Annotated in this window: 18 protein-coding genes; 8 read left to right on the top strand and 10 right to left on the bottom strand. The window is 46.4% G+C overall.

The features are described 5' to 3' along the window. Window position 1: 1 nt before the first annotated feature. The 5 genes from BSQ33_RS14530 to BSQ33_RS14510 all read right to left on the bottom strand — a co-directional run bounded on the left by BSQ33_RS14530 (window position 2) and on the right by BSQ33_RS14510 (window position 3,927). Window positions 2–571: a Slp family lipoprotein gene (locus BSQ33_RS14530; protein WP_021020031.1), complete on the bottom strand. Its 570-nt coding sequence runs from the start codon at window positions 569–571 to the stop codon at window positions 2–4. 16 nt (window positions 572–587) lie between these two features. Next, the gene (locus BSQ33_RS14525; protein ID WP_021020030.1) at window positions 588–896 is read right to left on the bottom strand and encodes a hypothetical protein; all 309 of its coding nucleotides are present in this window, start codon (window positions 894–896) and stop codon (window positions 588–590) included. A gap of 66 nt (window positions 897–962) precedes the next feature. Beyond that, window positions 963–1,664: a tRNA (adenosine(37)-N6)-threonylcarbamoyltransferase complex dimerization subunit type 1 TsaB gene (tsaB, locus tag BSQ33_RS14520; protein ID WP_021020029.1), complete on the bottom strand. Its 702-nt coding sequence runs from the start codon at window positions 1,662–1,664 to the stop codon at window positions 963–965. Next, entirely contained in the window at window positions 1,665–3,620 is a 1,956-nt protein-coding gene (locus BSQ33_RS14515; protein WP_088134391.1) for an ATP-dependent DNA helicase, read from the bottom strand. Between the two features lie 103 nt (window positions 3,621–3,723). Further along, entirely contained in the window at window positions 3,724–3,927 is a 204-nt protein-coding gene (locus tag BSQ33_RS14510) for a hypothetical protein (protein ID WP_021020027.1), read from the bottom strand. Window positions 3,928–4,133: 206 nt separating this feature from the next. Between BSQ33_RS14510 and purU the strand changes: the two genes are divergently transcribed. The 3 genes from purU (at window position 4,134) to ansA (ending at window position 8,206) form a co-directional block, all read left to right on the top strand. Beyond that, a complete protein-coding gene (purU, locus tag BSQ33_RS14505; RefSeq protein WP_021020025.1) occupies window positions 4,134–4,967 on the top strand; it encodes a formyltetrahydrofolate deformylase in 834 nt (277 codons plus the stop codon). A 255-nt stretch (window positions 4,968–5,222) separates the two neighbouring features. Further along, the gene (gene sppA, locus BSQ33_RS14500; RefSeq protein WP_088134390.1) at window positions 5,223–7,091 is read left to right on the top strand and encodes a signal peptide peptidase SppA; all 1,869 of its coding nucleotides are present in this window, start codon (window positions 5,223–5,225) and stop codon (window positions 7,089–7,091) included. Window positions 7,092–7,192: 101 nt separating this feature from the next. Next, entirely contained in the window at window positions 7,193–8,206 is a 1,014-nt protein-coding gene (gene ansA, locus BSQ33_RS14495; protein ID WP_021020023.1) for an asparaginase, read from the top strand. 152 nt (window positions 8,207–8,358) lie between these two features. Here the strand turns inward: ansA and BSQ33_RS14490 are convergent, their stop codons facing one another. Continuing rightward, entirely contained in the window at window positions 8,359–8,652 is a 294-nt protein-coding gene (locus BSQ33_RS14490; protein WP_021020022.1) for a YeaC family protein, read from the bottom strand. Between the two features lie 111 nt (window positions 8,653–8,763). On the opposite strand from BSQ33_RS14490, the gene BSQ33_RS14485 reads away from it, so the two are divergent. Further along, window positions 8,764–9,588: a DUF2989 domain-containing protein gene (locus BSQ33_RS14485; protein WP_232471932.1), complete on the top strand. Its 825-nt coding sequence runs from the start codon at window positions 8,764–8,766 to the stop codon at window positions 9,586–9,588. 39 nt (window positions 9,589–9,627) lie between these two features. Here the strand turns inward: BSQ33_RS14485 and msrB are convergent, their stop codons facing one another. After that, complete coding sequence (msrB, locus tag BSQ33_RS14480) at window positions 9,628–10,029, bottom strand: peptide-methionine (R)-S-oxide reductase MsrB (RefSeq protein ID WP_176698971.1); 402 nt, start codon at window positions 10,027–10,029, stop codon at window positions 9,628–9,630. 339 nt (window positions 10,030–10,368) lie between these two features. Between msrB and gap the strand changes: the two genes are divergently transcribed. The 4 genes from gap (at window position 10,369) to BSQ33_RS14460 (ending at window position 13,791) form a co-directional block, all read left to right on the top strand. Continuing rightward, window positions 10,369–11,364: a type I glyceraldehyde-3-phosphate dehydrogenase gene (gene gap / locus BSQ33_RS14475; protein ID WP_021020020.1), complete on the top strand. Its 996-nt coding sequence runs from the start codon at window positions 10,369–10,371 to the stop codon at window positions 11,362–11,364. A gap of 114 nt (window positions 11,365–11,478) precedes the next feature. After that, a complete protein-coding gene (locus BSQ33_RS14470; protein WP_088134389.1) occupies window positions 11,479–12,366 on the top strand; it encodes a D-hexose-6-phosphate mutarotase in 888 nt (295 codons plus the stop codon). Between the two features lie 118 nt (window positions 12,367–12,484). Next, entirely contained in the window at window positions 12,485–13,303 is an 819-nt protein-coding gene (gene rlmA / locus BSQ33_RS14465; protein ID WP_021020018.1) for a 23S rRNA (guanine(745)-N(1))-methyltransferase, read from the top strand. Window positions 13,304–13,425: 122 nt separating this feature from the next. Beyond that, window positions 13,426–13,791, top strand: a complete 366-nt coding sequence (locus BSQ33_RS14460) for a hypothetical protein (RefSeq protein WP_021020017.1) — start codon at window positions 13,426–13,428, stop codon at window positions 13,789–13,791. Window positions 13,792–13,915: 124 nt separating this feature from the next. Here the strand turns inward: BSQ33_RS14460 and BSQ33_RS14455 are convergent, their stop codons facing one another. From BSQ33_RS14455 to BSQ33_RS14445, 3 genes are all read right to left on the bottom strand, one after another. Beyond that, a complete protein-coding gene (locus BSQ33_RS14455; RefSeq protein WP_088134388.1) occupies window positions 13,916–15,508 on the bottom strand; it encodes a bacteriohemerythrin in 1,593 nt (530 codons plus the stop codon). A gap of 364 nt (window positions 15,509–15,872) precedes the next feature. Next, window positions 15,873–18,545: an EAL domain-containing protein gene (locus tag BSQ33_RS14450; protein ID WP_088134387.1), complete on the bottom strand. Its 2,673-nt coding sequence runs from the start codon at window positions 18,543–18,545 to the stop codon at window positions 15,873–15,875. Continuing rightward, window positions 18,542–21,631, bottom strand: coding sequence for an ATP-binding protein (locus tag BSQ33_RS14445; RefSeq protein WP_088134386.1), 3,090 nt, complete (start codon window positions 21,629–21,631; stop codon window positions 18,542–18,544). Before BSQ33_RS14445 ends, BSQ33_RS14450 begins: the two co-directional genes overlap by 4 nt. Window positions 21,632–21,648: the final 17 nt, after the last annotated feature.

Genomic DNA, 21,648 nt, shown 5'->3' with positions numbered 1-21,648 from the left:
ATCATTTGACCTCAGGTATCACCTTACCCGTCTTCGAGCCGAAACTCTCCCGACAGCGCCAGTGATCACAATCACGTAGAAATGAGTCCGGTTCATGAATAACGATACGCTCTGTCACCCGCCACAGATGATATGCGGATGCTGACAAGACAGGAAACTCTGCTCGGTATTCACCGACCTGACTTTTTTCTGGCGCGCTTGCACTACCGAGCACCGTCAGTAAACGGCCTTTGGCATAAGTCACCGGATCAAGGAATCGATTGACATAAACAATAAATCGTCCATGTGGTTCCTGCCGAATATCGGGTTTACCATCAGAGCCGATCGGCAAATTGACCATTTCCAGCCGAGTCCGTTGCGGCAAGTTCTTAATATCAGCAATCACCCCCCCTAACCGCACGTAGGGTGCTTGAGTCTCATGCAGTGCTGCAAATGTTTGATAATCTTGAATCACGGTCGCGCCATCAGGCACAGATAACTCATTCGGCAGTGAAGCACAGGCGCTAAGCACCAGACAGGCAAAGGTTATCATCATGCTTTTGATACGACGATTGAAATGATACCGGGCCATTATGTTTTCCTTCATCTTAAATATAAATATCGACTCCCAGCATCTGAGCAAGTTCCTCGCGCCGGGCTTGATTCATCACACCAAAATACTCTTCCAGAGCTTTACGCGCCCGCCCCTCCGGTAAGTCATATTGCAGATTCTCCTGAAAACGCTCAGTCTCTTTCATACCGCGCATTGAATGCGTGACAGCATGGGCAACGGGGGTCGGTTCATAAGTGCCAGATGTGGCACCTGAAGTCTCACCCTGCCGCTTTGCTTTTGCGGACTTCGATGACTTCCCCGTTCCCGGTATCCGCGAAGGTGGTAATCCCTGAATCGAAACCATAATGTTCCTCACCTATCTTCGTGTATCGGTGGTGACGCATCACCGCCCGCGGGCTCGCGAAATCGGCTATCCACGACCCGGCATTTTTTTCCAGGCGACCTGATCACGTAAGTAAATTGGGCTAGCTTCTTCTGCTGGCACCGTTTTACCGTTCTCAAACGCAATTTTAGCTAAAAAGACAATATCTTCGGCATCGGGATAAAGCACATCCCCCGAAGCAACCTGAATTGGTAATTGGGCGAGTGCTTCGTGATAAGCTGCCCAGCCCGTTCCGGCACAGCGCCACGTCTGTGAATCTGACTCAAGCTGGTGTGTCAGTGTCTGAGGCGGAATCACACATTCATCATCCACAACCTGCCAGGCGCCATTATCCTGACGGGCAAAACGCCCCCAGTACACTTCACTCATCCGTGCATCAATAGCGCTTGCCACATGCACAGCACCGTGTAAACGGTAACTTCCCTGCGCCATTGCTTCCAGCGTTGAAACCGGAACCGTCGGCAATCCGGCACCAAACGCCAATCCCTGAGCGATGCCGATACAAATACGGACACCGGTAAAACTGCCGGGGCCTCGGCCAAATGCCAGCGCATCTAAATCAGCCAGTTGAACATTCGCTTCATGTAACACTTCGTCAACCATCGGCAGAATTTTTTTCGCATGGTCCCGCGGTGCAATGTCGCGCCGGACAAAACATTGGTTATCAACCATCAAGGCAACAGAACAGTTTTCTGTTGAGGTATCAATTGCAAGAATTCTTGGACTCATTTAACTCTCTGTACTCACTTCATCACTTTCCGAGTGCGACGGCTCCGATATATCACGGAGAAATACTTGTATCTGTTCTAAATCACGGGTGCGCGGGATCGGGGGTAAACTTGCAAGAAACACGCCGCCATAATCTCGGGTGACCAACCGATTATCACAAATAATCAGCGCACCTTTATCGCTTGCGTCGCGAATCAACCGCCCCACGCCTTGCTTTAGGGTGATCACAGCTTCCGGTAATTGAACCTGTTGGAATGGTTCTCCGCCTTGCAGACGACAGTCTTCAATTCTGGCTTTCAGCAATGGGTCATCTGGTGCAGTAAACGGCAATTTATCAATAATAACACAGCTCAGGGCATCGCCTCTAACATCAATCCCTTCCCAGAAAGCACCGGTTGCAACCAGCAAGGCATTCCCGAGCGCCATAAACTCAGACAGGGTTTTCTGTTTGCTGGTTTCACCCTGTAATAGTACCGGCAGTTCGAGACGCTGGCGAAATCGTTCGCCTAAATCCCGCATCATCTGATGTGAGGTACACAGGAAAAAACAGCGCCCTTGGTTCTGCTCGATAACGGGCGTCAGCATGGTAACCAATTTATCGGCCATACCCGGTGAATTCGGTTCGGGCAGATAACGCGGGACGCACAGCCGCGCCTGTTTTTCATAATCAAACGGGCTTGGCAGGGAAAATTGTTGTTCAGGTATCAGCCCCAAACGATGACTGAAATGGCTAAAATCATGATTCACCGCTAATGTTGCCGAGGTAAAAATCCACGTTCCCGGTTTCAGTTTGATCTGTTCCTGAAACTTATCCGCGACAGAAAGCGGTGTAATATGTAAACCGAAATGGCGGGGCGTGGTATCAAACCAGTAGGAATACCCGGTAATTGAAACATCACAGACACGCTTCAGACGCGCCAGAATGGTATTGGTTCGCTCAAAAGCGGTATCAAGCAGTTGGCTTCTTCCCAGAACGAGTTTCAGGACATCTAATGCGAATTCAAGGCTGTCAGTCAGACGCTCAAGCGCCTGATTCATTTTGGGCTGGCGAACGGCTTCACGCCAGTTGCCCCGATAACCGGGCTCGCCCAGAGCTATTCTGACATCCATCGCGGTTTGAACCAGCTTATCGCTGATTTTTTGCAACTGACGCATATCTTTTGCTTCGGTGCGATAGCCAATTTCGATATCTTTCGCCAATTCCTGAATCTGGCGGCTGCTCAGCGACTGCCCGAAATACTGGCTCGCGATATCCGGTAACTGATGGGCTTCATCAAAAATAAACACCTCAGCTTCCGGGATAAGCTCACCAAACCCAGTTTCTTTAATCGCAAGATCAGCCAGAAACAGATGATGATTCACCACCACAATATCCGCATCCATTGCTTTTCGACGTGCTTTCGAGACAAAACAGTCCTGAAAGTCCGGGCAGTCTTTGCCCAGACAATTATCATTGGTCGAAGTAATGGTTGGAATAATCAGGCTATCTTCCGGTAACGTTTCGCATTCACCGAGGTCACCGGTTTTCGTCTCCGACGCCCAACGACGGATCTGGAACAACTGTGCAAAATGCTGCGAATCCGTTTCATTGCCGTGACTCTCAACCATCTGGCGGTTGAGGCGTTCCAGACATAAATAGTTCGCACGCCCTTTGAGTAAGGCAATCTGGCCGAAGAATTCGAGCGCTTTGACAATCAAAGGTAAATCACGATGGAATAGCTGCTCTTGCAGGTTTTTCGAGCCAGTGCTGATGACCACTTTCTTACCGCTCATCAACGCCGGCACTAAATAGGCAAACGTTTTCCCGGTTCCCGTTCCCGCTTCAACCACCAGTTGTGACTGATGACGGATAGCGGATTCAATCGCGTTGGCCATATCAAGCTGGGCCTGACGTGGCTGAAATCCGGGGATGGCTTTTCCCAAAGCACCATGAGCTGAAAAAGTCTGTTCGATCATCGCATAGAGGATTTAAAAATATAATGTGCGATTATGTCAGGTTTGATGAGACAGCGCGAACCTTTCTCTTACGATTCACGCTGCAAAATGCGCGTTAAAGGGGTTACTTGCGGTTCAGATATCGTTGTAACCAAGACGCAGCTTCCAGTACGTTGGTCGGCTGCTCCAGCATCACTCTGGCAGCATCAGCAGGAGAAGCTTTACTTTCCCACATCGCATTCAGGACAATCTCATCGATTTCATGTGTTCCGATCAACTCGTGGACACGCTCAACATACAATTTACGAGCTAGCAATTCCTTATCCATAACCACCACCTTCATGAAAAATGTGATAAACAACGATTGTCCGAAATAAAGACCAACCAGATAAGCCGAGGAAAATTACTTTAGTGATTGGGTTGAAACTCTCCTGAGAATAGATTAATTATAGCCGCAGTATTGTGGAACTCATCACCGTTTTGGGTACTCTGAAATAGTTTTTCATTCAAAAAAATCATCGGAAGTCATCATTGATGGAAAAGAAAACGCTCCTTACACATTGCACGGATAAACCAGGTCTGATCGCCAAAGTTACCAATATCTGTTACAAGCATCAGCTGAATATCATTCACAACAATGAATATGTCGATAATACCAGCGGCCATTTTTTTATGCGCACCGAGCTGGAAGGCTATTTTAACGACGCAACGCTGAAGGCGGATTTAGATCAAGCGCTCCCCGAAGGGGCCAAATATCAATTGATCGGCTCTTCACGCAAGAAAATCGTCATTCTGGTCACCAAAGAAGCACATTGCCTAGGCGATATTCTGATCAAAAGCTACGACGGCAGTCTCGATGTCGATATTGCAGCGGTCATCGGTAACTACGATAAACTACAAACGCTGACAGAACGATTTGATATCCCTTATCACTGTGTTTCTCATGAAGGTCTCAATCGTCAGGAACACGAACAGAAAATGCTGGAAGTGGTCGAGCAGTATCAGCCGGATTATATTGTGCTGGCAAAATATATGCGTGTTCTGACGCCGACTTTTGTTGAAAAATACCACCACCGTATCATCAACATTCACCACAGTTTCTTGCCGGCATTCATTGGGGCGAAACCTTATCAGCAAGCCTATGAACGGGGCGTCAAAATCATCGGTGCGACCGCCCACTTCGTCACGGATGATCTCGATGAAGGTCCAATCATTAAACAAGATGTTATTCCTGTCGATCATACGTTCAGTGCTCAGGATATGGCGCAAGCAGGGCGTGATGTCGAAAAAAATGTTTTGAGCAAAGCACTGGCAAATGTGTTGAATGACAAAGTCTTTGTCTACGGTAATAAAACCGTCATCCTGTAAATACCAAGCCCATCATTCTCCCTAGCGAACGTTCGTTTGTTGGGGAGAATGGGTTGTCACAGTCAGCGTTGAAAGCGCTATCGCTGACCACCACCAAATCAATCGGATAGATTCCCCGAACACAGCAATCAAACAATCCCATCACTGAATAGTTGTCCCTCTCTGGGTTATCACGTAGGATCATATCACCATACACCGTGTACCATCAGGTTTATCAACCCATGGTGCCTAATCAGCCACGATGTTAAAGCGATTATGAAAACAATACTAAAAGCTATCGGTATGATCTTTCGGTTTATCTGGAAAACGATCACCCTGTTCCGCCTTCTCGTCACGAACTTGTTGTTTCTGTTCACGATTGCCATTATTTACATCTTGTATACCCAATCAGCATCAGACGATACCAATATTCAGATTCATCAACCTTCGGCACTGGTTCTGAACTTATCCGGCCCGATTCATGAACAAGCCACTTATGTTCAATCCGTTGATTCAATTGCGACGTCACTACTTGGTGACTCGCTGCCGAAAGAAAACATTCTGTTTGATATCGTTGATACGATTCGCCATGCCAAAGACGATGAACAAATTTCAGGACTGGTGCTTTCACTCGGCGAGATGTCCGAAACCAATCTGACAAAATTACGTTATATCGCAAAAGCGATTAATGAGTTTAAAACCAGTGGCAAACCGGTGTTTGCGGTCGGTAACATGTACACCCAAAGCCAGTATTATCTGGCCAGTTATGCTGACAAAATTTTAATGTCTCCCGATGGACTGGTGATGCTCAAAGGCTATAGTGCTTACGGTTTATATTACAAAAACCTGCTAGACAAGCTGGATGTCACCACCCATATCTTCCGCGTCGGTACTTACAAGTCCGCGGTGGAACCGTTTATGCGGAATGACATGTCGGATGCGGCAAAAGCATCGAACAAGCGCTGGCTACAACAGCTCTGGGATGCCTATCTGACCGATGTGGCAGCCAACAGAAACATCACGCCTGACAAGCTACGCTTATCGATGGATGATTTTCTGGCACAACTGAAGCGTGTTCATGGTGATATTGCCAAACTGTCACTCGATCTTGGGCTGGTTGATGAACTGATATCCCGGCCACAAATGCGAGCGGAGCTGACCGATACATTCGGTAGCGATGGTCAAGATGGTTATCGTTCGATTGGTTACTATGACTATCTCAACGCTATCGACTCACAGTTCGAACCAAGCCTGACGACGAAAAATGAAATCGCTGTGATTGTGGCTTCAGGCACCATCATGGATGGCAATCAACCTCGCGGTGAAGCGATTGGTTCAGAGAATATCAGTGTTCTGCTGAGAGAAGCACGCAATGATCCACACATTAAAGCGGTCGTGTTACGAGTTGACAGCCCGGGAGGCAGTGCCTCCGCTTCTGAAGTCATCCGTAGCGAAATTGATGCGCTGAAAGCTTCAGGCAAACCGGTTGTGGTCTCGATGTCCAGCCTCGCAGCCTCCGGGGGATACTGGCTATCCACCAGCGCTGACCAAATTGTCGCGCAACCCACAACACTCACCGGTTCAATTGGCATATTCAGTGTGCTGGCCACCTTTGAGCACAGTCTGGATCGTATCGGTGTGTCTACCGATGGTGTGGGTACAACACCATTTTCCGGTCAGGGGGTCGCGACTGGGCTGTCTGATGGCACCAAACAGGCATTGCAATTAACTATCGAACACGGATATCAGCGCTTTATTTCGTTGGTTGCAGAACATCGTCATCTCTCATTGCAAGACGTCGATAAAGTCGCACAAGGCCATGTCTGGACAGGCCAGGATGCCCTCAAATTCGGTTTAGTCGATAAAATGGGTGATTTTGATGATGCGGTTGCACTGGCGGCCAAACTTGCCAAAGTGGATGACTATCAACTCGACTGGCTGGAAGAACCTGTTTCAACCATGCAGAAATTACTGATTGGCCTCTTTTCAGAGGCCCGGGTATCACTGGGGCTGAATGTCACGGCACTCCTCCCTGAAAGCCTGCGTTCTACAACCCAAAAAATGCTCAGTGACGCAACGCTACTCAACCAGTTGAATGACCCCAAAGGACAGTATGCATTCTGTCTCAACTGCGAGGTCGAATAAAGCATTAAACGTGATCAAGGGCGACAATGTCGCCCTTTTTATTGCGTATGATTTCGCTATAATCGCACTCCCTGAACTTGATAGAAGAGTAAATTTCAGTCATGGCAAGAAAACATATCTATATTGCCTACACGGGCGGCACCATTGGTATGCAAAAATCATCACACGGCTATGTTCCGGTGGCTGGTTTTATGGAAAAGCAACTCGCGGGGATGCCCGAGTTTCATCGTCCGGAAATGCCTGAATACACAATTCACGAATACGATCCGCTGATCGATTCGTCAGATATGACGCCAGAAGACTGGCAACTTATCGCTGATGATATCCGCAATAACTACGATCAATATGACGGCTTCGTCATTCTGCATGGTACGGATACGATGGCTTATACCGCATCAGCACTGTCATTCATGTTAGAAAATCTGGGTAAACCGGTCATTGTTACTGGCTCACAGATTCCATTGGCAGAACTCCGTTCTGATGGACAAGCGAATTTACTCAATGCACTGCATATTGCTGCCAATTATCCTATCAATGAAGTCACGCTGTTTTTCAATAACCAGCTGATGAGAGGAAATCGCAGTACAAAATCACATGCAGACGGCTTTCACGCATTTACATCACCGAACCTACCACCACTTCTGGAAGCAGGTATCAATATCTCGGTGAGTAGTCATGTGACCGTCGGCAAACAGCCAGATGGCCCTTTTCAGGTCAGTGACATCACGCCACAACCGATTGGGGTGATTACCATGTATCCGGGCATCTCCCATGAGGTGATTCGCAATACATTACTGCAACCCGTCAACGCCATGATTCTTCTGACCTTCGGTGTCGGCAATGCCCCGCAAAACCCAGAGTTGCTTGCACAACTCAAAGCGGCTTCAGAACGGGGAGTGATTGTGGTTAATCTGACTCAATGCCTTGCCGGGAAAGTGAATATGGGTGGCTATGCCACCGGAAGTGCATTGGCAGAAGCGGGAGTTATCAGCGGGTTCGACATGACACCGGAAGCAGCACTGGCAAAACTGCATTATCTGTTGAGTAAGGGGCTGGACTACGAGACCGTCAAGTCAGAGATGCAAAAAGTCTTGCGGGGAGAAATGAGCCTGTAAAACAGCGCGGTTTGCCAAAACAAAATCAGCTCAGGCAAACGCCTATTTAATATCAAATCCAGAAAGTCCCCTCAATCGTCATCAATGACGCACTCCCGGCCAACACTGGGAGTGCCATTGTCAGCACTCACTGCAATTCATGAGCACATCGATCACTCAGTTTGATTGGGATTGACCCGCAGAATATGCTCTTCTGCCTGCTCTGCTTGAAACTGTTTTTTCAACTCAGACTTCGATTTAAAACAAATCTCGCCGCCTGCGGCAACTGTCATATGTTCCGGCTGTGCATTATGCTTAGATTGGTACAACATCACAGCTTGAATACATGAGTCTCGCTGTTGTGCAGAAAGTATCGTACCTTCAGGCCACTTACCCGTTTCAACTGCATAGAGTAAACGCTGGTAGGCCTCAGGTGTAATCGCATCAATGAGTTGTTGAGTATTCATTGCATATCCCGGATGGTTGGTTGTACAAACAATTCAACATAATGAAGTTTCAGCCGCTAACGTCAAGGGATGTCGTATAAATAATTGTATATGATCACAGGCTATCATTATATGCAACAACCAATGAAGTATATTTGTCTTGCTATCACTGTTCTTCTATTGAGCAGTTGCTTTGAAAATACGAGAAATACAGACAAACTTTGTCTGGATCACCCCGAGCTTCGTTGTAAAGAACTGAACATTAATGACGGGCAATGTCGGGTCGCCAGAACCAACCTCATCTGGCATCGTTTCGACGTCTCCAAGAACCCTTCTGATCTCAATAAAATCACTGAGTACCAACTCACCCAGCAATATCGAAAATGCCTGGGCGTTGCTGCTCAGATTCAACCAATCGATCAAGCTGAACTCAAGAAAAGACGCTTCAACGCATTACTCAATTCCGGGGATAATATGGAACGTCTGGAAAAAGAGCTGATGCAATTTAACACCCCTGCTTCACTCTATTTCTTATGGAGTCAGACGGGTGATACACAAGCGCGCCGACAATTTTTACAGCTGGAAGGCAAACCAGAAATGGAGACAGCAGCCCTGCAATATGCGCTGGCAACGTTCTACATCGACAGAGACAGAGAAAAAACCATCAAGCTACTCAATCATGCACTGGAACTCTCCGACCCGGATTCACTCAATATCAGCATTTTTGAATCATTAGCCAGTTTGAATCAACTGCTTCACCATCAAGAAGCCTCTTATATTTGGGCGATGGTCGGTAAACACTTTGGTGTCCCTATTGCATCCCCCCAAAATATACAACTGATGTATGGTTTCAGTGAAGAAAAATTCAGTATGTTAGATAACGTTGCAGATATGATTATTGATGCGATAGAAAGCCAAGAATATCACCCATCGATGATGCCTGAGTTTAAAAAATAGCCATTCTGTACAAATCATACAAAAATGTTCAAAAAACACTTACTCTTGATCATTTTTGTTGAAAATTAACGACACTGAATTGACACAGTAACGTTCACCGGTCGTTTGCGGACCATCATCAAAAACATGGCCGAGATGACTATCACAAGCTGCACAGCGGATTTCAATCCGGCTCATGCCATGACTCTCATCCTGTAAATATCGAACGGCATTAGCATTGATCGGGGCATCAAAACTTGGCCAGCCACATCCGGAATCATACTTACTCGCGGAAGAAAACAACGGGGTCTGACAACAAGTACAGGCATAAATGCCGGTCTCTTTATTATGCAGTAGCTTCCCAGAAAACGGCATCTCGGTGCCCTGCTGGCGACAAACACGAAATTGCTCATCTGTAAGTGATTGACGCCATTGAGATTCTGATTTTTTAACCTGTTTCATATCCTCACAACTCATCTTAGGGACTTTACTTTTACGCACTCGATTTTATCATGTTTTTTTCATGAAAAACTTGCACATTTGCGGTGTTGTAGCACATACTTCAACACCTTAACATCATTCGTTGAGATTTTTTAGAATACCATGGATGCTTCGGTATTCTAGGCCAACTGGTGACTGACAGAGATCAAATTATAGAATAAATGCAACCGATAGAAAGAAAGGTTCACTTTTTTGATTTTAAACAACTAAAGTAGGATTATCGGTTGCAGAGATGCATCGATTTCTGTAATTTTACTACCAGTATCTTTCATCACAAAATTAAGTTGTGGAGCAACTACAATGACTATCAAAGTAGGTATTAACGGTTTTGGCCGTATCGGCCGTTTTGTTTTCCGTGCAGCACAAGAGCGTAACGACATCGAAGTTGTTGGTATTAACGATCTGATCGACGTAGATTACATGGCATACATGTTAAAGTACGATTCAACCCACGGTCGTTTCAACGGAACTGTAGAAGTTGAAGGCGGCAACCTAGTTGTCAACGGTAAAACTGTACGTGTTACAGCAGAACGTAACCCTGAAGATCTGAAATGGGATGCAATCGATGTTGACGTTGTTGCTGAAGCAACCGGTATCTTCCTGACTGACGAAACTGCACGTAAGCACATCACTGCTGGTGCAAAAAAAGTCGTTCTGACTGGTCCTTCTAAAGACGCAACACCAATGTTCGTGAATGGTGTTAACTTCGACACTTACGCTGGTCAAGATATCGTTTCTAACGCATCTTGTACAACAAACTGCCTGGCACCTATCGCTAAAGTACTGAACGACAAATTCGGTATCGAATCAGGTCTGATGACAACAGTTCACGCAACAACTGCAACTCAAAAAACTGTTGACGGTCCTTCTGCAAAAGACTGGCGCGGTGGCCGTGGTGCTTCTCAGAACATCATCCCATCATCAACTGGTGCAGCAAAAGCAGTTGGTGTTGTACTTCCTGAAGTAAACGGCAAACTGACTGGTATGGCTTTCCGCGTACCAACAGCAAACGTTTCTGTTGTTGACCTGACAGTTAACCTTGTGAACGGTGCTTCTTACGCAGATATCTGTAAAGCAATGAAAGAAGCGTCTGAAGGCGAACTGAAAGGCGTACTGGGCTACACTGAAGATGCCGTTGTATCTCAAGACTTCATCGGTGAAACTTGTACTTCAGTATTCGATGCAAAAGCTGGTATCGCACTGACTGACAAATTCGTTAAAGTTGTATCTTGGTACGATAACGAAATCGGTTACTCAAACAAAGTTCTGGACCTGATTGCTCATATCTCTAAGTAATCCAGATTCAATCTGAACTTGTTCAAAGGCGGCTTTTAGCCGCCTTTTGTATTTTCAGGCCGATCACTTGTTGACCCTAATCTCCGGATGACACCAAAATGCGAGGATGAAAAAATGGACTTACATGCTTTACCCACCCTGACCAATCTTTCTAACTGTGTCTCAATCGTAGAACAAGAAAACACAAAAATAGTGCGTGTCATACACGAGAAGGCAACCGCTGGCATTGCTTTATACGGTGGACATGTAATTTCCTTTCAACCAAGCGGCAAAGCCGATTTAATCTGGATGAGTGACAGTGCCAAATTTGATGGCACAACCCCTTTGCGTGGTGGTATCCCCGTTTGCTGGCCTTGGTTTGCCCGAATTGGCTCACCGTCTCATGGTTTTGCCCGCACCCAACAGTGGACATTGGTTGAACACCGGGAAAGTGAAGCAGGTGTCATCATCACTCTCGGCCTGACAGCCAATCCTGAAACACTGTCAATCTGGCCATATCAATTCAGCCTCAAGTTACACGTTGCCATTAGCGATACGCTCGAAGTCACGCTGGAAATGACCAATGAAGACGACCGAGCTTGGCACTTCTCCGGCGCATTACATACATATTTGAATGTCGGAGATATCCGGCAGACCACAACAACGGGAATGGGTAACGAATATATTGATAGCCTGCAAAATAATCAGGTCTGTCAGGGCGATGATGAATTACAGCTGACTGACACCATTGACCGTATTTACACCAAGCCAGCACCACAGATTCACTTACATGATCCAGTGCTGAAACGGACGATTCAGGTTGAAAATACAGGCCACAATTGTGCAGTCCTATGGAACCCCTGGTCACAGGGAGCCCAGTCAATGGCAGACATGAACGACGAAGGCTATCAAACCATGCTGTGTATTGAATCCACCGTTCATGCCCCCTGTATTTCTACCGGGATTACATTACAGCCGGGTGAACAGTATCAGTTGAAAACACACCTTTCAGCAACGGATTAACCCGCCTGTCGTGCGCGCTTGTCTCTTGATATACCAATCAACCTGACGAGCGCTTTTTATTTGCAGAAGAACCCGATACACTGCCCGCCTCCAATCGATACGAAATACAAGGCTGATTATGTCTTATCAATGTCCATTGTGTGACGCCCCACTTCAGCAAGAGTCCGGTACATTCCGTTGTATGAACCGCCATCAGTTTGATATTGCCAAAGAAGGATATGTCAATCTGATGCCTGTTCAGCATAAACGTTCCAAAGATCCCGGTGACAACAAAGCGATGATGCAAGCCAGGCGTCATTTTCTGGAGCAGGGTTACTATACGGCCATGCGTGACAGAGCCGCCCAGCTCTGCGCACAATTTATGTCACAGCCCGCAGCGTTGCTGTTGGATATTGGCTGTGGCGAAGGTTATTACACCACGCATGTCGCTGAAACCCTACACACGGACAACCCCGATTTGACCGTCTACGGTCTGGATATCTCCAAACCCGCGATTCGCTATGCTGCTAAACGCTACCCCAATTGTCAGTTTTGTATTGCATCAAGTCATCGACTCCCTTTTGCCGCACAGAGTATCGATGCAATTTTACGTATCTACGCACCATGCAAATCAGAAGAGCTACAACGTTGCCTGAAAGCCGACGGCATTGTGGTGACCGTCACGCCAGCAGCGCGTCACCTATATCAATTAAAGGCACTGATTTATCAAGAAGTTCGCTTGCATGATCCACAAGCAGAATCGATTGAAGGATTTGTCCCGGTGCATGAAGAACAGTTACATTACCCGATGCAAATGAGTGGCACAGATGCATTCAACCTACTCCAAATGACGCCTTTTGCCTGGCGTGCCAGTGACGCGGTCAAAACCACATTACAACAGCAAGAGACCTTTCACTGTGAAGCAGACTTTACGCTGCGGGTTTATCGAAAAATATAAATACCACACCAATTCGGGCATATTTTTTGCTGTCTTATTTGCAGGAAAAACTTTGAGAAAAAATAACTCAAGTTTTTCCTTCAACCTCCGTTAACATATAAGGAGATGGGCAGGAGAATGTTATGGACCCAGTAAAAGCAACAGGATCTACAACTTTGTATTCACCTCAGTCGGTTAAAGCAAAACAAATTGCACCGGCAGCTCAGGGTGCGCCAAATAAAACCAATGAATCGACCAAAGTTGAGCAGAACAAAGTCATTTTATCCGACGAAGGGAAAGCTTTACTTGCCGCACTGAAAGAAATCGACAAAGAAAACAAAGCGAGTGAAGATAAAAGTGTGGGTGATAAAGTCGAATCATTTACTTATGGTGCTCTGGGAATGGAACATCCTAAAAAATTAGAAGAGGAAGATGACGGCTCATACTCTGCGGGGCAATATCTTTCCGCAGCGGCAACAATTGGCAGTATTCTGTTAGCCATCGTTTGATCAGCCAGCGCGTCTGACCCGCTCAAAATTCTTTCTTTTTTCTCATCCCTTCAGATGATCCGTCTCTGAAGGGATATTTTTATCTCTGCTATATTGTCAGGGCGCCAGTCAGAGCCCCTCATCTTCAATTCACACCATGCTCATGGAAACATTCAACGTATTGTTTATCTTCTTTCTGAATATGTAATGTTAACCAATCTTCAAGGAACGCCATCAGCTCCTTACCAATGTTTTCACCATTTTCGACACGCTTCTGGAAATCAAGTACCTGCTCGACTAAACGATGGTGAGCCCCGACGTGCTCATGCTCATGCACATAGCCGAATTGTTCAAACAGCGTTTCCTCATACTGAAAGTGGTTCGCTGTATAGTCAATCAAGCTTTGTACCACCCGTTTAATCGAAGACAGTCCATAACCGTTATTCAATAAATGATTTAACTCATTAATCAGATGGACTAAAGTCTGATGCTGACGATTAATTTCCTTAATATTTAAATCAAGCGATGGCCCCCACTCGATTAACTTATTCCTTTGCTTGTCTTCGGTTTCCAACTGGCGACTATCAATCGCAAAGCGATGTAAGAGCGAATTAATTTCACCGGATATATTTTGCACTGTGACACTCGCCATCAGTGTTTCTTGTGTCGCTCTGACATTCTCTTTTGCCACGACAGAGATTTCCGACAAACAATGTTCTAAATCGACCGTTGCATTGACCTGCGCATCCAAAGACGTCGTGATTTGACTACTTTGCCCTTTAATCTCTGCGATCTTCTCTAGTAACTGCGAGAAAGACTGGCTGGTCTGTTCGACAACTCCCATCGACTCATTCATGCATTCACTGTTTTTCTGCATCGCCTCAACCACGGTATTAATACTTGTACGCAATGCCTCAATCCGCACATGGATATCATTGGTTGCCGTTTGCGTTCGTGTTGCGAGGGTTCTGACTTCATCAGCAACAACAGCAAAGCCACGTCCCTGTTCCCCGGCCCGGGCGGCTTCTATCGCGGCATTCAATGCCAGCAAATTGGTCTGCTCCGCAATCTCACTAATGGTGCTGATCACCTGCCCAATACTGACACTTTCCGACTCCAGTGTATTAATATGCTGATGCGATGTCTCAATTTGCTCACTGGCTGTATGTAACGCATGTTCCAGTTGTGTCATCCCGCGACAGCCTTCATCAGCCTGTGTCTTCGCTTCATTGGCATAACCAGACGAAATCTCGGTAAAGTGAGCAACTTGCCGGGTCGTCTCAACCAAGTTCCCGACGATTTCTGCCGCCTGTTCAATATCATTCCTTTGCTGTAAAGCACCGGTTTTCGACAGTTGCGAATCTTTTTTTACTGATTCAGCAACGTTGAGCAATGCCGCAGAGGTCGCCCCCAGTGCCCCAACCGTTCTTGAAACATCTTCACCAATTCGATTGAAAGAACGATACAGCGGATGCGCACCTTCACGCTCAGTTTTAATTCTGACCCGCAAGTCACCTTCAGACAGCTCAATCGCAGCATTCTGGGTTATCATCAGTAAACGATGAAATGATTGCAACGTCAGATACACAACGGCACTAAACAGGATTTGTCCTCCGGTCCACCACCAAAGCTGCTGTGAAACAAAATAGGCGAAGAAAGGCAATTGCAGGATAAATAAGATTAAATTCCATTGTTGCGCGCTCAACTGACTCAATTTCTTTATGTTGTTATAATTCATAAAAAACTCTCAAGGGGTAATGCTCTGATTATTATATTGATTTTTTGATTTCCCCAAGTGACTGTACGATACGACTCAGAAGTGATTGGAAGACATTCTGAACCCAAAACCACTTGGGTGATTTTCATACAATGACTTAACAAAATCATAGAAAAAGTTTGATAATTTTCCAAAGAATGTAACAAAAATAAAGCAAAAGTATTCGAAAATTTGATCGCGTAACGATAAACATAAAAATACAGTGAGCCACTTCATTTATTCTTGAATTTAAATGATAAATAATTGAATTATCATTATTCCTAAAACATTACAGAAGGAACCTCACTGAATACCATTAGATTTGTTGCATTCACCACGTCATTTATCAATCCAACAAATTCAGTGGACGGGGACGAGACAGCAAAAACGCTTCACAACGATCAACCGGCTCAGGACGACAAAAGTAATACCCCTGAATTTCATCACATTGGTGCTGATGTAAGAACGCCAACTGCCGATCATCTTCAACCCCCTCAGCGATGACATTCAGTCCTAGGTTATGGCCTAACGCAATCACTGCTTGTGCAATGCTGCATCCTTCAGGGTTATCCGGCAGATCCATAACAAAAGCGCGATCAATTTTCAGGCGATGGACCGGAAAATTTTTCAACGCACTGAGGCTGGAGTAACCCGTCCCAAAATCGTCAATCGAAAGCTGAACCCCCATGCGGTTGATTTTTTGCATAATTTCAACGGCTTCTTGCGGATTTTGCATCACCACACTTTCCGTAATTTCCAGCTCCAGGTAACGGGCTTCTAGCCCACTCACTTCTAAAGCGGCAGCCACACGATCCGGTAGGTCTTGTTCATGGAATTGACGCGCCGAGACGTTCACGGCCACGCAGAGCCCCTCAATACCGGCATCTTGCCAAGCTTTATTCTGTTTACATGCGGTCTGCAACACCCAATCACCGATCGGAACAATCAGCCCTGTCGTTTCCGCTAACTCGATAAAACGCATCGGCGGTACCATACCGAATTCAGGGTGCTGCCAGCGCAATAGCGCTTCAACCCCAACAACCCGCTGCGTATGAAAACAATATTGGGGCTGATAGTGCAGAATGAACTCTTGATTATCTAATGCATGGCGAAGGTTTTCCTGAAGCACCATCCGTTCCTGAAGCTCATGCCCCATCTTAAGGCTATAATGCTGAAAACTATTCCGTCCCTGTTCTTTGACATGATACATGGCAACATCGGCATTTCTTAACAGGACTTCTGCAGTCTCACCATCATCAGGATAGTTAGCAAACCCGATACTACTGGTCATACGAATTTCGTGATCAGCAATGTCTATGGGTTGGGCAATCGTCTCTTTAATCCGATTGAGGACCAGCTCAATCGGGTCAGCGTTATACAAAATCAAGACAAATTCATCGCCCCCCAAACGAGCCAACGTATCTGTTTTCCTGATGCAGGCCGTCATGCGCTTGGCAATAATTTGTAATAATGCATCTCCGCAACTGTGACCTAAACTGTCATTAATCATTTTGAAATGGTCCAAATCAATCAGAACCACCGAAACTTTCCGGCCATAGCGCTGCGCCCATAACAGTCCTTGATTGAGACGATCATCGAATAATGTTCGATTCGGTAATTCCGTCAATGTATCGTGATGTGCCAGATATTGAATCCGCTCTTCATTATATTGACGTTCAATCGCAATACCCGCAATGCGGGTTACCATATCCACAAATGAAATATCCACTTGATTCATTTGATATTTTTCAAGGAAATAAAGTGTTAGCGTACCTAAAATATCGCCCTGAGAAGTGACCATCGGTACGGTATAACAAGCTTGAATCCCAAACAGATCCAGTAACGAGCCATAGGCTTCCCATCCGGGTGCCGGTGCCAGTGGGTCCTCACACCAGACGGCCTGTTCCCGTATCACAGACTCACTATTCGGACTGGATGATTCCGTCACAAGTTCGCCTTCGGGAAATAATGTCTCATACTGTGTGGCAAACATGTCCGGCAGTCCGGGCGCGGTGCGCAACGTTAACCGATCGTGGTTTTTCAAAAATATCGCGCCCAACGTCGTTATTTGATGTGCTTCAATCAATTGAATCAAACGGTTGAGAATGTCATCCAGTGCCGAGCCAGTGACCATCATTTCAAACAATTGCCCTTGGCCGATGTTCAGCACCTCTGTTCGTTTGCGCTGATCAATATCATGTATGACTAAAATTTCCCCTTTAGAGAGGTCGTCCCGATCAATCGCGGTCAGAATTGTCTCTCCCCAGAAACATCGCCCATTACGACACTGATAGCGAATATCTAAAACATACTCACCTTGCTGAACGAGCGACTGACGCGCAGCTTGATGAATGTAATCATCATGATATTCAGCCGAATAAAGCGATTCGAGTGGTAAATCACTCAAAGTGTCGATCGTCTGCTCAAACAGGGTCGCAAATTTTTGATTACACCTGACAATCCGTCGCTGCTGTAAAAATGCAATCCCGACCCCGGAATGTTCCAGTAAACGTTGCTGTTCTTGTAAAATTTGATTTAGTGCCCCTTGCGCTTGTTGACGAACTTGGCTTTCTTCCACCAATTGCTGGTTTTTTTCCGTTAACCGCTGCTGCATATGACACAGAGACAAGTGAAGCTTAATCCGAGATACAACTTCTTCGATCTGAAAAGGCTTGGTAATGTAATCCACACCACCGACCTCAAACCCCTTCACTTTGTCGGTTACATCACTCAACGCCGTCATAAAAATCACCGGGATATGGCACGTTTTATTATTTTTTTTCAACAGCGTACAGACTTCAAAGCCATTCATCCCCGGCATCATCACATCCAGTAAGATCAAATCCGGCACCACATAATCAGCCCGCTGTAATCCCTCTTCTCCGTCTTCCGCGATCAAAACCTGAAAATGCCGGCCATCAAGTTCATCCACTAATACGCCCAAGTTGGCAGGGGTATCATCGATGATCAAGATGACTTGGTCTTGCTGTTTCAATGTCGAATTCTCTACGATACTCATATAGCAGATTTCCTTTCCAACAACTCATTGACCAATAACAATATCGCCCGGGATTGGAACGACTTCGTCATATCAATCAAATGCATAGCAAAAGCATGATAACGAGCGTCTTCAGTTTGCAAACTCTCACTCCAATCACGGATATGGCGCATATTGCCGATCAGTGCCAAATGATGAAGTTCCTCTAATTGCGTTTTTGGTGGCACGACCCATTCTGAAGTATCGGACACCTTTGGTGATGCTTCCAATTCTGATGTCCGCTCATCAACACGCCATGTGAGATCCAACTGCTCACCGATCTGAATCAGTAACTGGTGCCGATCAATCGGTTTGCTCACAAAACCACTGGCCCCGGCCTCTTTTCCCTGAGTAAACTCGGTTTGCGATGCGCTGGCAGAAACAATCAAGATCGGTATCGCCGCCAACTCTGGAATAAGTCGAATACGCCGCGTCGCTTCCAGCCCGTCCATCACCGGCATCACAATATCCATCAAAATCAAATCCGGACGCTTCGCCGTCGCTTGCTCAACCCCCTCCTGCCCCTCGGTGGCTTCACAGGTTTCAAATCCAATGTCAGTCAATAAATCAACCAGTAACATGCGATTCTCCAGCACATCATCAACAATCAGAATTTGCTTCCGGCTGCCTTCATAGCCAATAATATGTTCTTGACCGGAACGAACTTCCTGCTCGCCCTTCTCCGTCACCACAGGCAAATCCAGCGTAAAGAAAAACAGACTCCCCACTCCGGCTTGGCTTTTGACCTGAATCTCTCCGCCCATCTGCTTGACCAGTTGCTGGCTAATCGCAAGGCCAAGCCCCGTCCCGATGATCCGGCGTTTTTTATCACCGACACGTTCAAAAGGACGAAAAATAATATCCTGCATCTCGGGATCAATCCCAATCCCACTATCTTCGACCGAGAAAGTCACCCGAACGGATGCTTCCCTATCAATGGGTTCAGCAATCACGTTGAGGTAGATATGTCCTGTGTCGGTATACTTCACGGCATTACCTAACAAATTCAGCAATACCTGCCGCAGCCGTTTTTCATCCAGAAAAACCCAAGGCAGCGTTTGAGGCATCACCTGAAGTTTGAGCGTTAAACCTTTCTCCGCAGCTTTAATCCGAATAATCTCAAGTACACTCTGAAAACACCGCGATAGATCAACAGCCTCCGGTGTCATGTCCATCCGCCCGGCTTCAATCTTCGACAAATCCAACAGGTCATTAATCAAGGTCAGTAAATGATGACCACTCTGGATAATGGTATTCAGTCCGTCTTTTTGCTGTTCGTTTAATTCAGGTGCCCGGTGAATCAATTGCGCATAACCGAGAATGGCATTTAATGGTGTTCTCAGTTCATGGCTCATATTCGCCAGAAAAACGGATTTAGAATGGGTGGCGGCTTCTGCCTGAATACGCGCACGATCCAGTTCACGCGCCTGGGCTTCCAACTGCTCGGTTTTATGCTGTAAGTCTTCCGTCCGTTCAACAACCCGCTGCTCCAGTTGTGCCATGATCTGTTGTCGTTCCGATTCCGCTTCTGCTTCCATTGCCCGGACTTTCACCGCATTTTCCTGAAAGACTTTCACGGCACGAGACATAGTGCCAACTTCATCCTGACGCCTCACGCCCGTAATATTGACATCAAGCTCACCCGCCGCCAACTGACGCATCACTGCGGCCAGAGAGACAATCGGGCGGGCAATCAAACGCGACGTTGACCAAGCAATAAACAGCGCTGTCAATGCCGTGATGCCACCAACAATCGTCCCCGACAGCTCACTCCATGCATTATGCTTATCCGCTGCAACTTGCTGCTCTTTGGCAAATTGAGAGACCAGTGATGATGCCCGGTCTGCTTCTTCACGAACTTTCATGTGAACCCGGGACAACGCATAATTAGCCTGTCGAAACCGAATAAACGCATCCCGGTAACCATCAATCAACGCATTGACGGTCACCGCTGCGTTCAGAGATGACTCCGAAATATTCACCGACGGCAAAATGCGCGAGTAATGACTCAATTGATCCAATGTTTCATGGACGAGAGCGGCCTCGTCATCTGTTGAATTCAGCAGAAAAGTCAATGTTTTGGCTTCTAAATAAGCGACCCGCTCCGTGAACCGTCTGGAAACATTGACCGAGTTTTGTAGTAATCCCAGCTCAGTCCTGAGGTGATCCATCATCTGATCCAGTTCCCCTTCTCGTGCAGACACTCGACTTTCAAGCTGATTGATCAGTTGTTCAATGGTTTGAAGATGGACCAACATTTGTGTATAAACACCCCGACGCTCTGATGGGGTATCCTTCAGTGCCTGAATATCTTGTTGGGTAAGAATAAATGTCTGTTCCAGTTGTTCAATCGCACTTAACCACCCCGCCTGAACATCATTTTCTTTGAGCATATTGACAACCGGAAACATCGCTTGCAAAGCACGTCTGATTTCGCTGAGCGACTGCTCAATATCCCCATTCGTATTCGGCAACAGCACCGATGAGATTTTATGCAGTCCCCCACGAAGGCTCTGGATAATCTGGTGGACTCGGAGCATCTTATCTGTCCCGTCATCCTGCAAACTCATCCGTTGCTCAAGCTGCTCCCGTCGTTGCATCAGATCGGTTTCAATCGCAGTTGCGACGCTTTGCAATTGCGTCTGCTGACGCGTCATATTGCTGGTTTCGGTATTCATCATGTCAGTCGCTAACCCTAAAATGTCGACCGTATTGGAGAAGTAGCGCATTCGTCTTTTCAGTGCAGAGACTTCTTCTGCATGAACACTATCCAATTCACTCAAATCCAGATGAGCGAGCGTTTTAACATTCTCTTCGATAATCGTTTTGACTTCGTTCAGACGGTCGGGCTCATGGGAAGAGATAAAAAGTTCAACCCGTTCTGCTGCATCATTGACGGAAACCATCACCGCCGAAGCGTAACTAATCATTTCCACTGACTTTTTCAACTGAGTCAAACTATAGAAGTGGACCGCTGAAACCCCGAGATTGAGAAAGACCAACAAAATCACCGATACGGTAATCTTGGTAGTAATTGACCAGTGCTCAAATGACCTGATTTTCAGCATAAAATCACATCCACATG

The organism is Vibrio gazogenes (assembly GCF_002196515.1).
Classification (GTDB): domain Bacteria; phylum Pseudomonadota; class Gammaproteobacteria; order Enterobacterales; family Vibrionaceae; genus Vibrio; species Vibrio gazogenes_A.
This window is presented reverse-complemented; position numbering and strand designations above follow the sequence as displayed.

Bases quoted from the DNA above. Each gene is read 5' to 3' on its own strand.
- BSQ33_RS14530 (WP_021020031.1), bottom strand. From the start codon at position 571: ATGGCCCGGTATCATTTCAATCGTCGTATCAAAAGCATGATGATAACC.
- BSQ33_RS14525 (WP_021020030.1), bottom strand. From the start codon at position 896: ATGGTTTCGATTCAGGGATTACCACCTTCGCGGATACCGGGAACGGGG.
- tsaB (WP_021020029.1), bottom strand. From the start codon at position 1,664: ATGAGTCCAAGAATTCTTGCAATTGATACCTCAACAGAAAACTGTTCT.
- BSQ33_RS14515 (WP_088134391.1), bottom strand. From the start codon at position 3,620: ATGATCGAACAGACTTTTTCAGCTCATGGTGCTTTGGGAAAAGCCATC.
- BSQ33_RS14510 (WP_021020027.1), bottom strand. From the start codon at position 3,927: ATGGATAAGGAATTGCTAGCTCGTAAATTGTATGTTGAGCGTGTCCAC.
- purU (WP_021020025.1), top strand. From the start codon at position 4,134: ATGGAAAAGAAAACGCTCCTTACACATTGCACGGATAAACCAGGTCTG.
- sppA (WP_088134390.1), top strand. From the start codon at position 5,223: ATGAAAACAATACTAAAAGCTATCGGTATGATCTTTCGGTTTATCTGG.
- ansA (WP_021020023.1), top strand. From the start codon at position 7,193: ATGGCAAGAAAACATATCTATATTGCCTACACGGGCGGCACCATTGGT.
- BSQ33_RS14490 (WP_021020022.1), bottom strand. From the start codon at position 8,652: ATGAATACTCAACAACTCATTGATGCGATTACACCTGAGGCCTACCAG.
- BSQ33_RS14485 (WP_232471932.1), top strand. From the start codon at position 8,764: ATGCAACAACCAATGAAGTATATTTGTCTTGCTATCACTGTTCTTCTA.
- msrB (WP_176698971.1), bottom strand. From the start codon at position 10,029: ATGAAACAGGTTAAAAAATCAGAATCTCAATGGCGTCAATCACTTACA.
- gap (WP_021020020.1), top strand. From the start codon at position 10,369: ATGACTATCAAAGTAGGTATTAACGGTTTTGGCCGTATCGGCCGTTTT.
- BSQ33_RS14470 (WP_088134389.1), top strand. From the start codon at position 11,479: ATGGACTTACATGCTTTACCCACCCTGACCAATCTTTCTAACTGTGTC.
- rlmA (WP_021020018.1), top strand. From the start codon at position 12,485: ATGTCTTATCAATGTCCATTGTGTGACGCCCCACTTCAGCAAGAGTCC.
- BSQ33_RS14460 (WP_021020017.1), top strand. From the start codon at position 13,426: ATGGACCCAGTAAAAGCAACAGGATCTACAACTTTGTATTCACCTCAG.
- BSQ33_RS14455 (WP_088134388.1), bottom strand. From the start codon at position 15,508: ATGAATTATAACAACATAAAGAAATTGAGTCAGTTGAGCGCGCAACAA.
- BSQ33_RS14450 (WP_088134387.1), bottom strand. From the start codon at position 18,545: ATGAGTATCGTAGAGAATTCGACATTGAAACAGCAAGACCAAGTCATC.
- BSQ33_RS14445 (WP_088134386.1), bottom strand. From the start codon at position 21,631: ATGCTGAAAATCAGGTCATTTGAGCACTGGTCAATTACTACCAAGATT.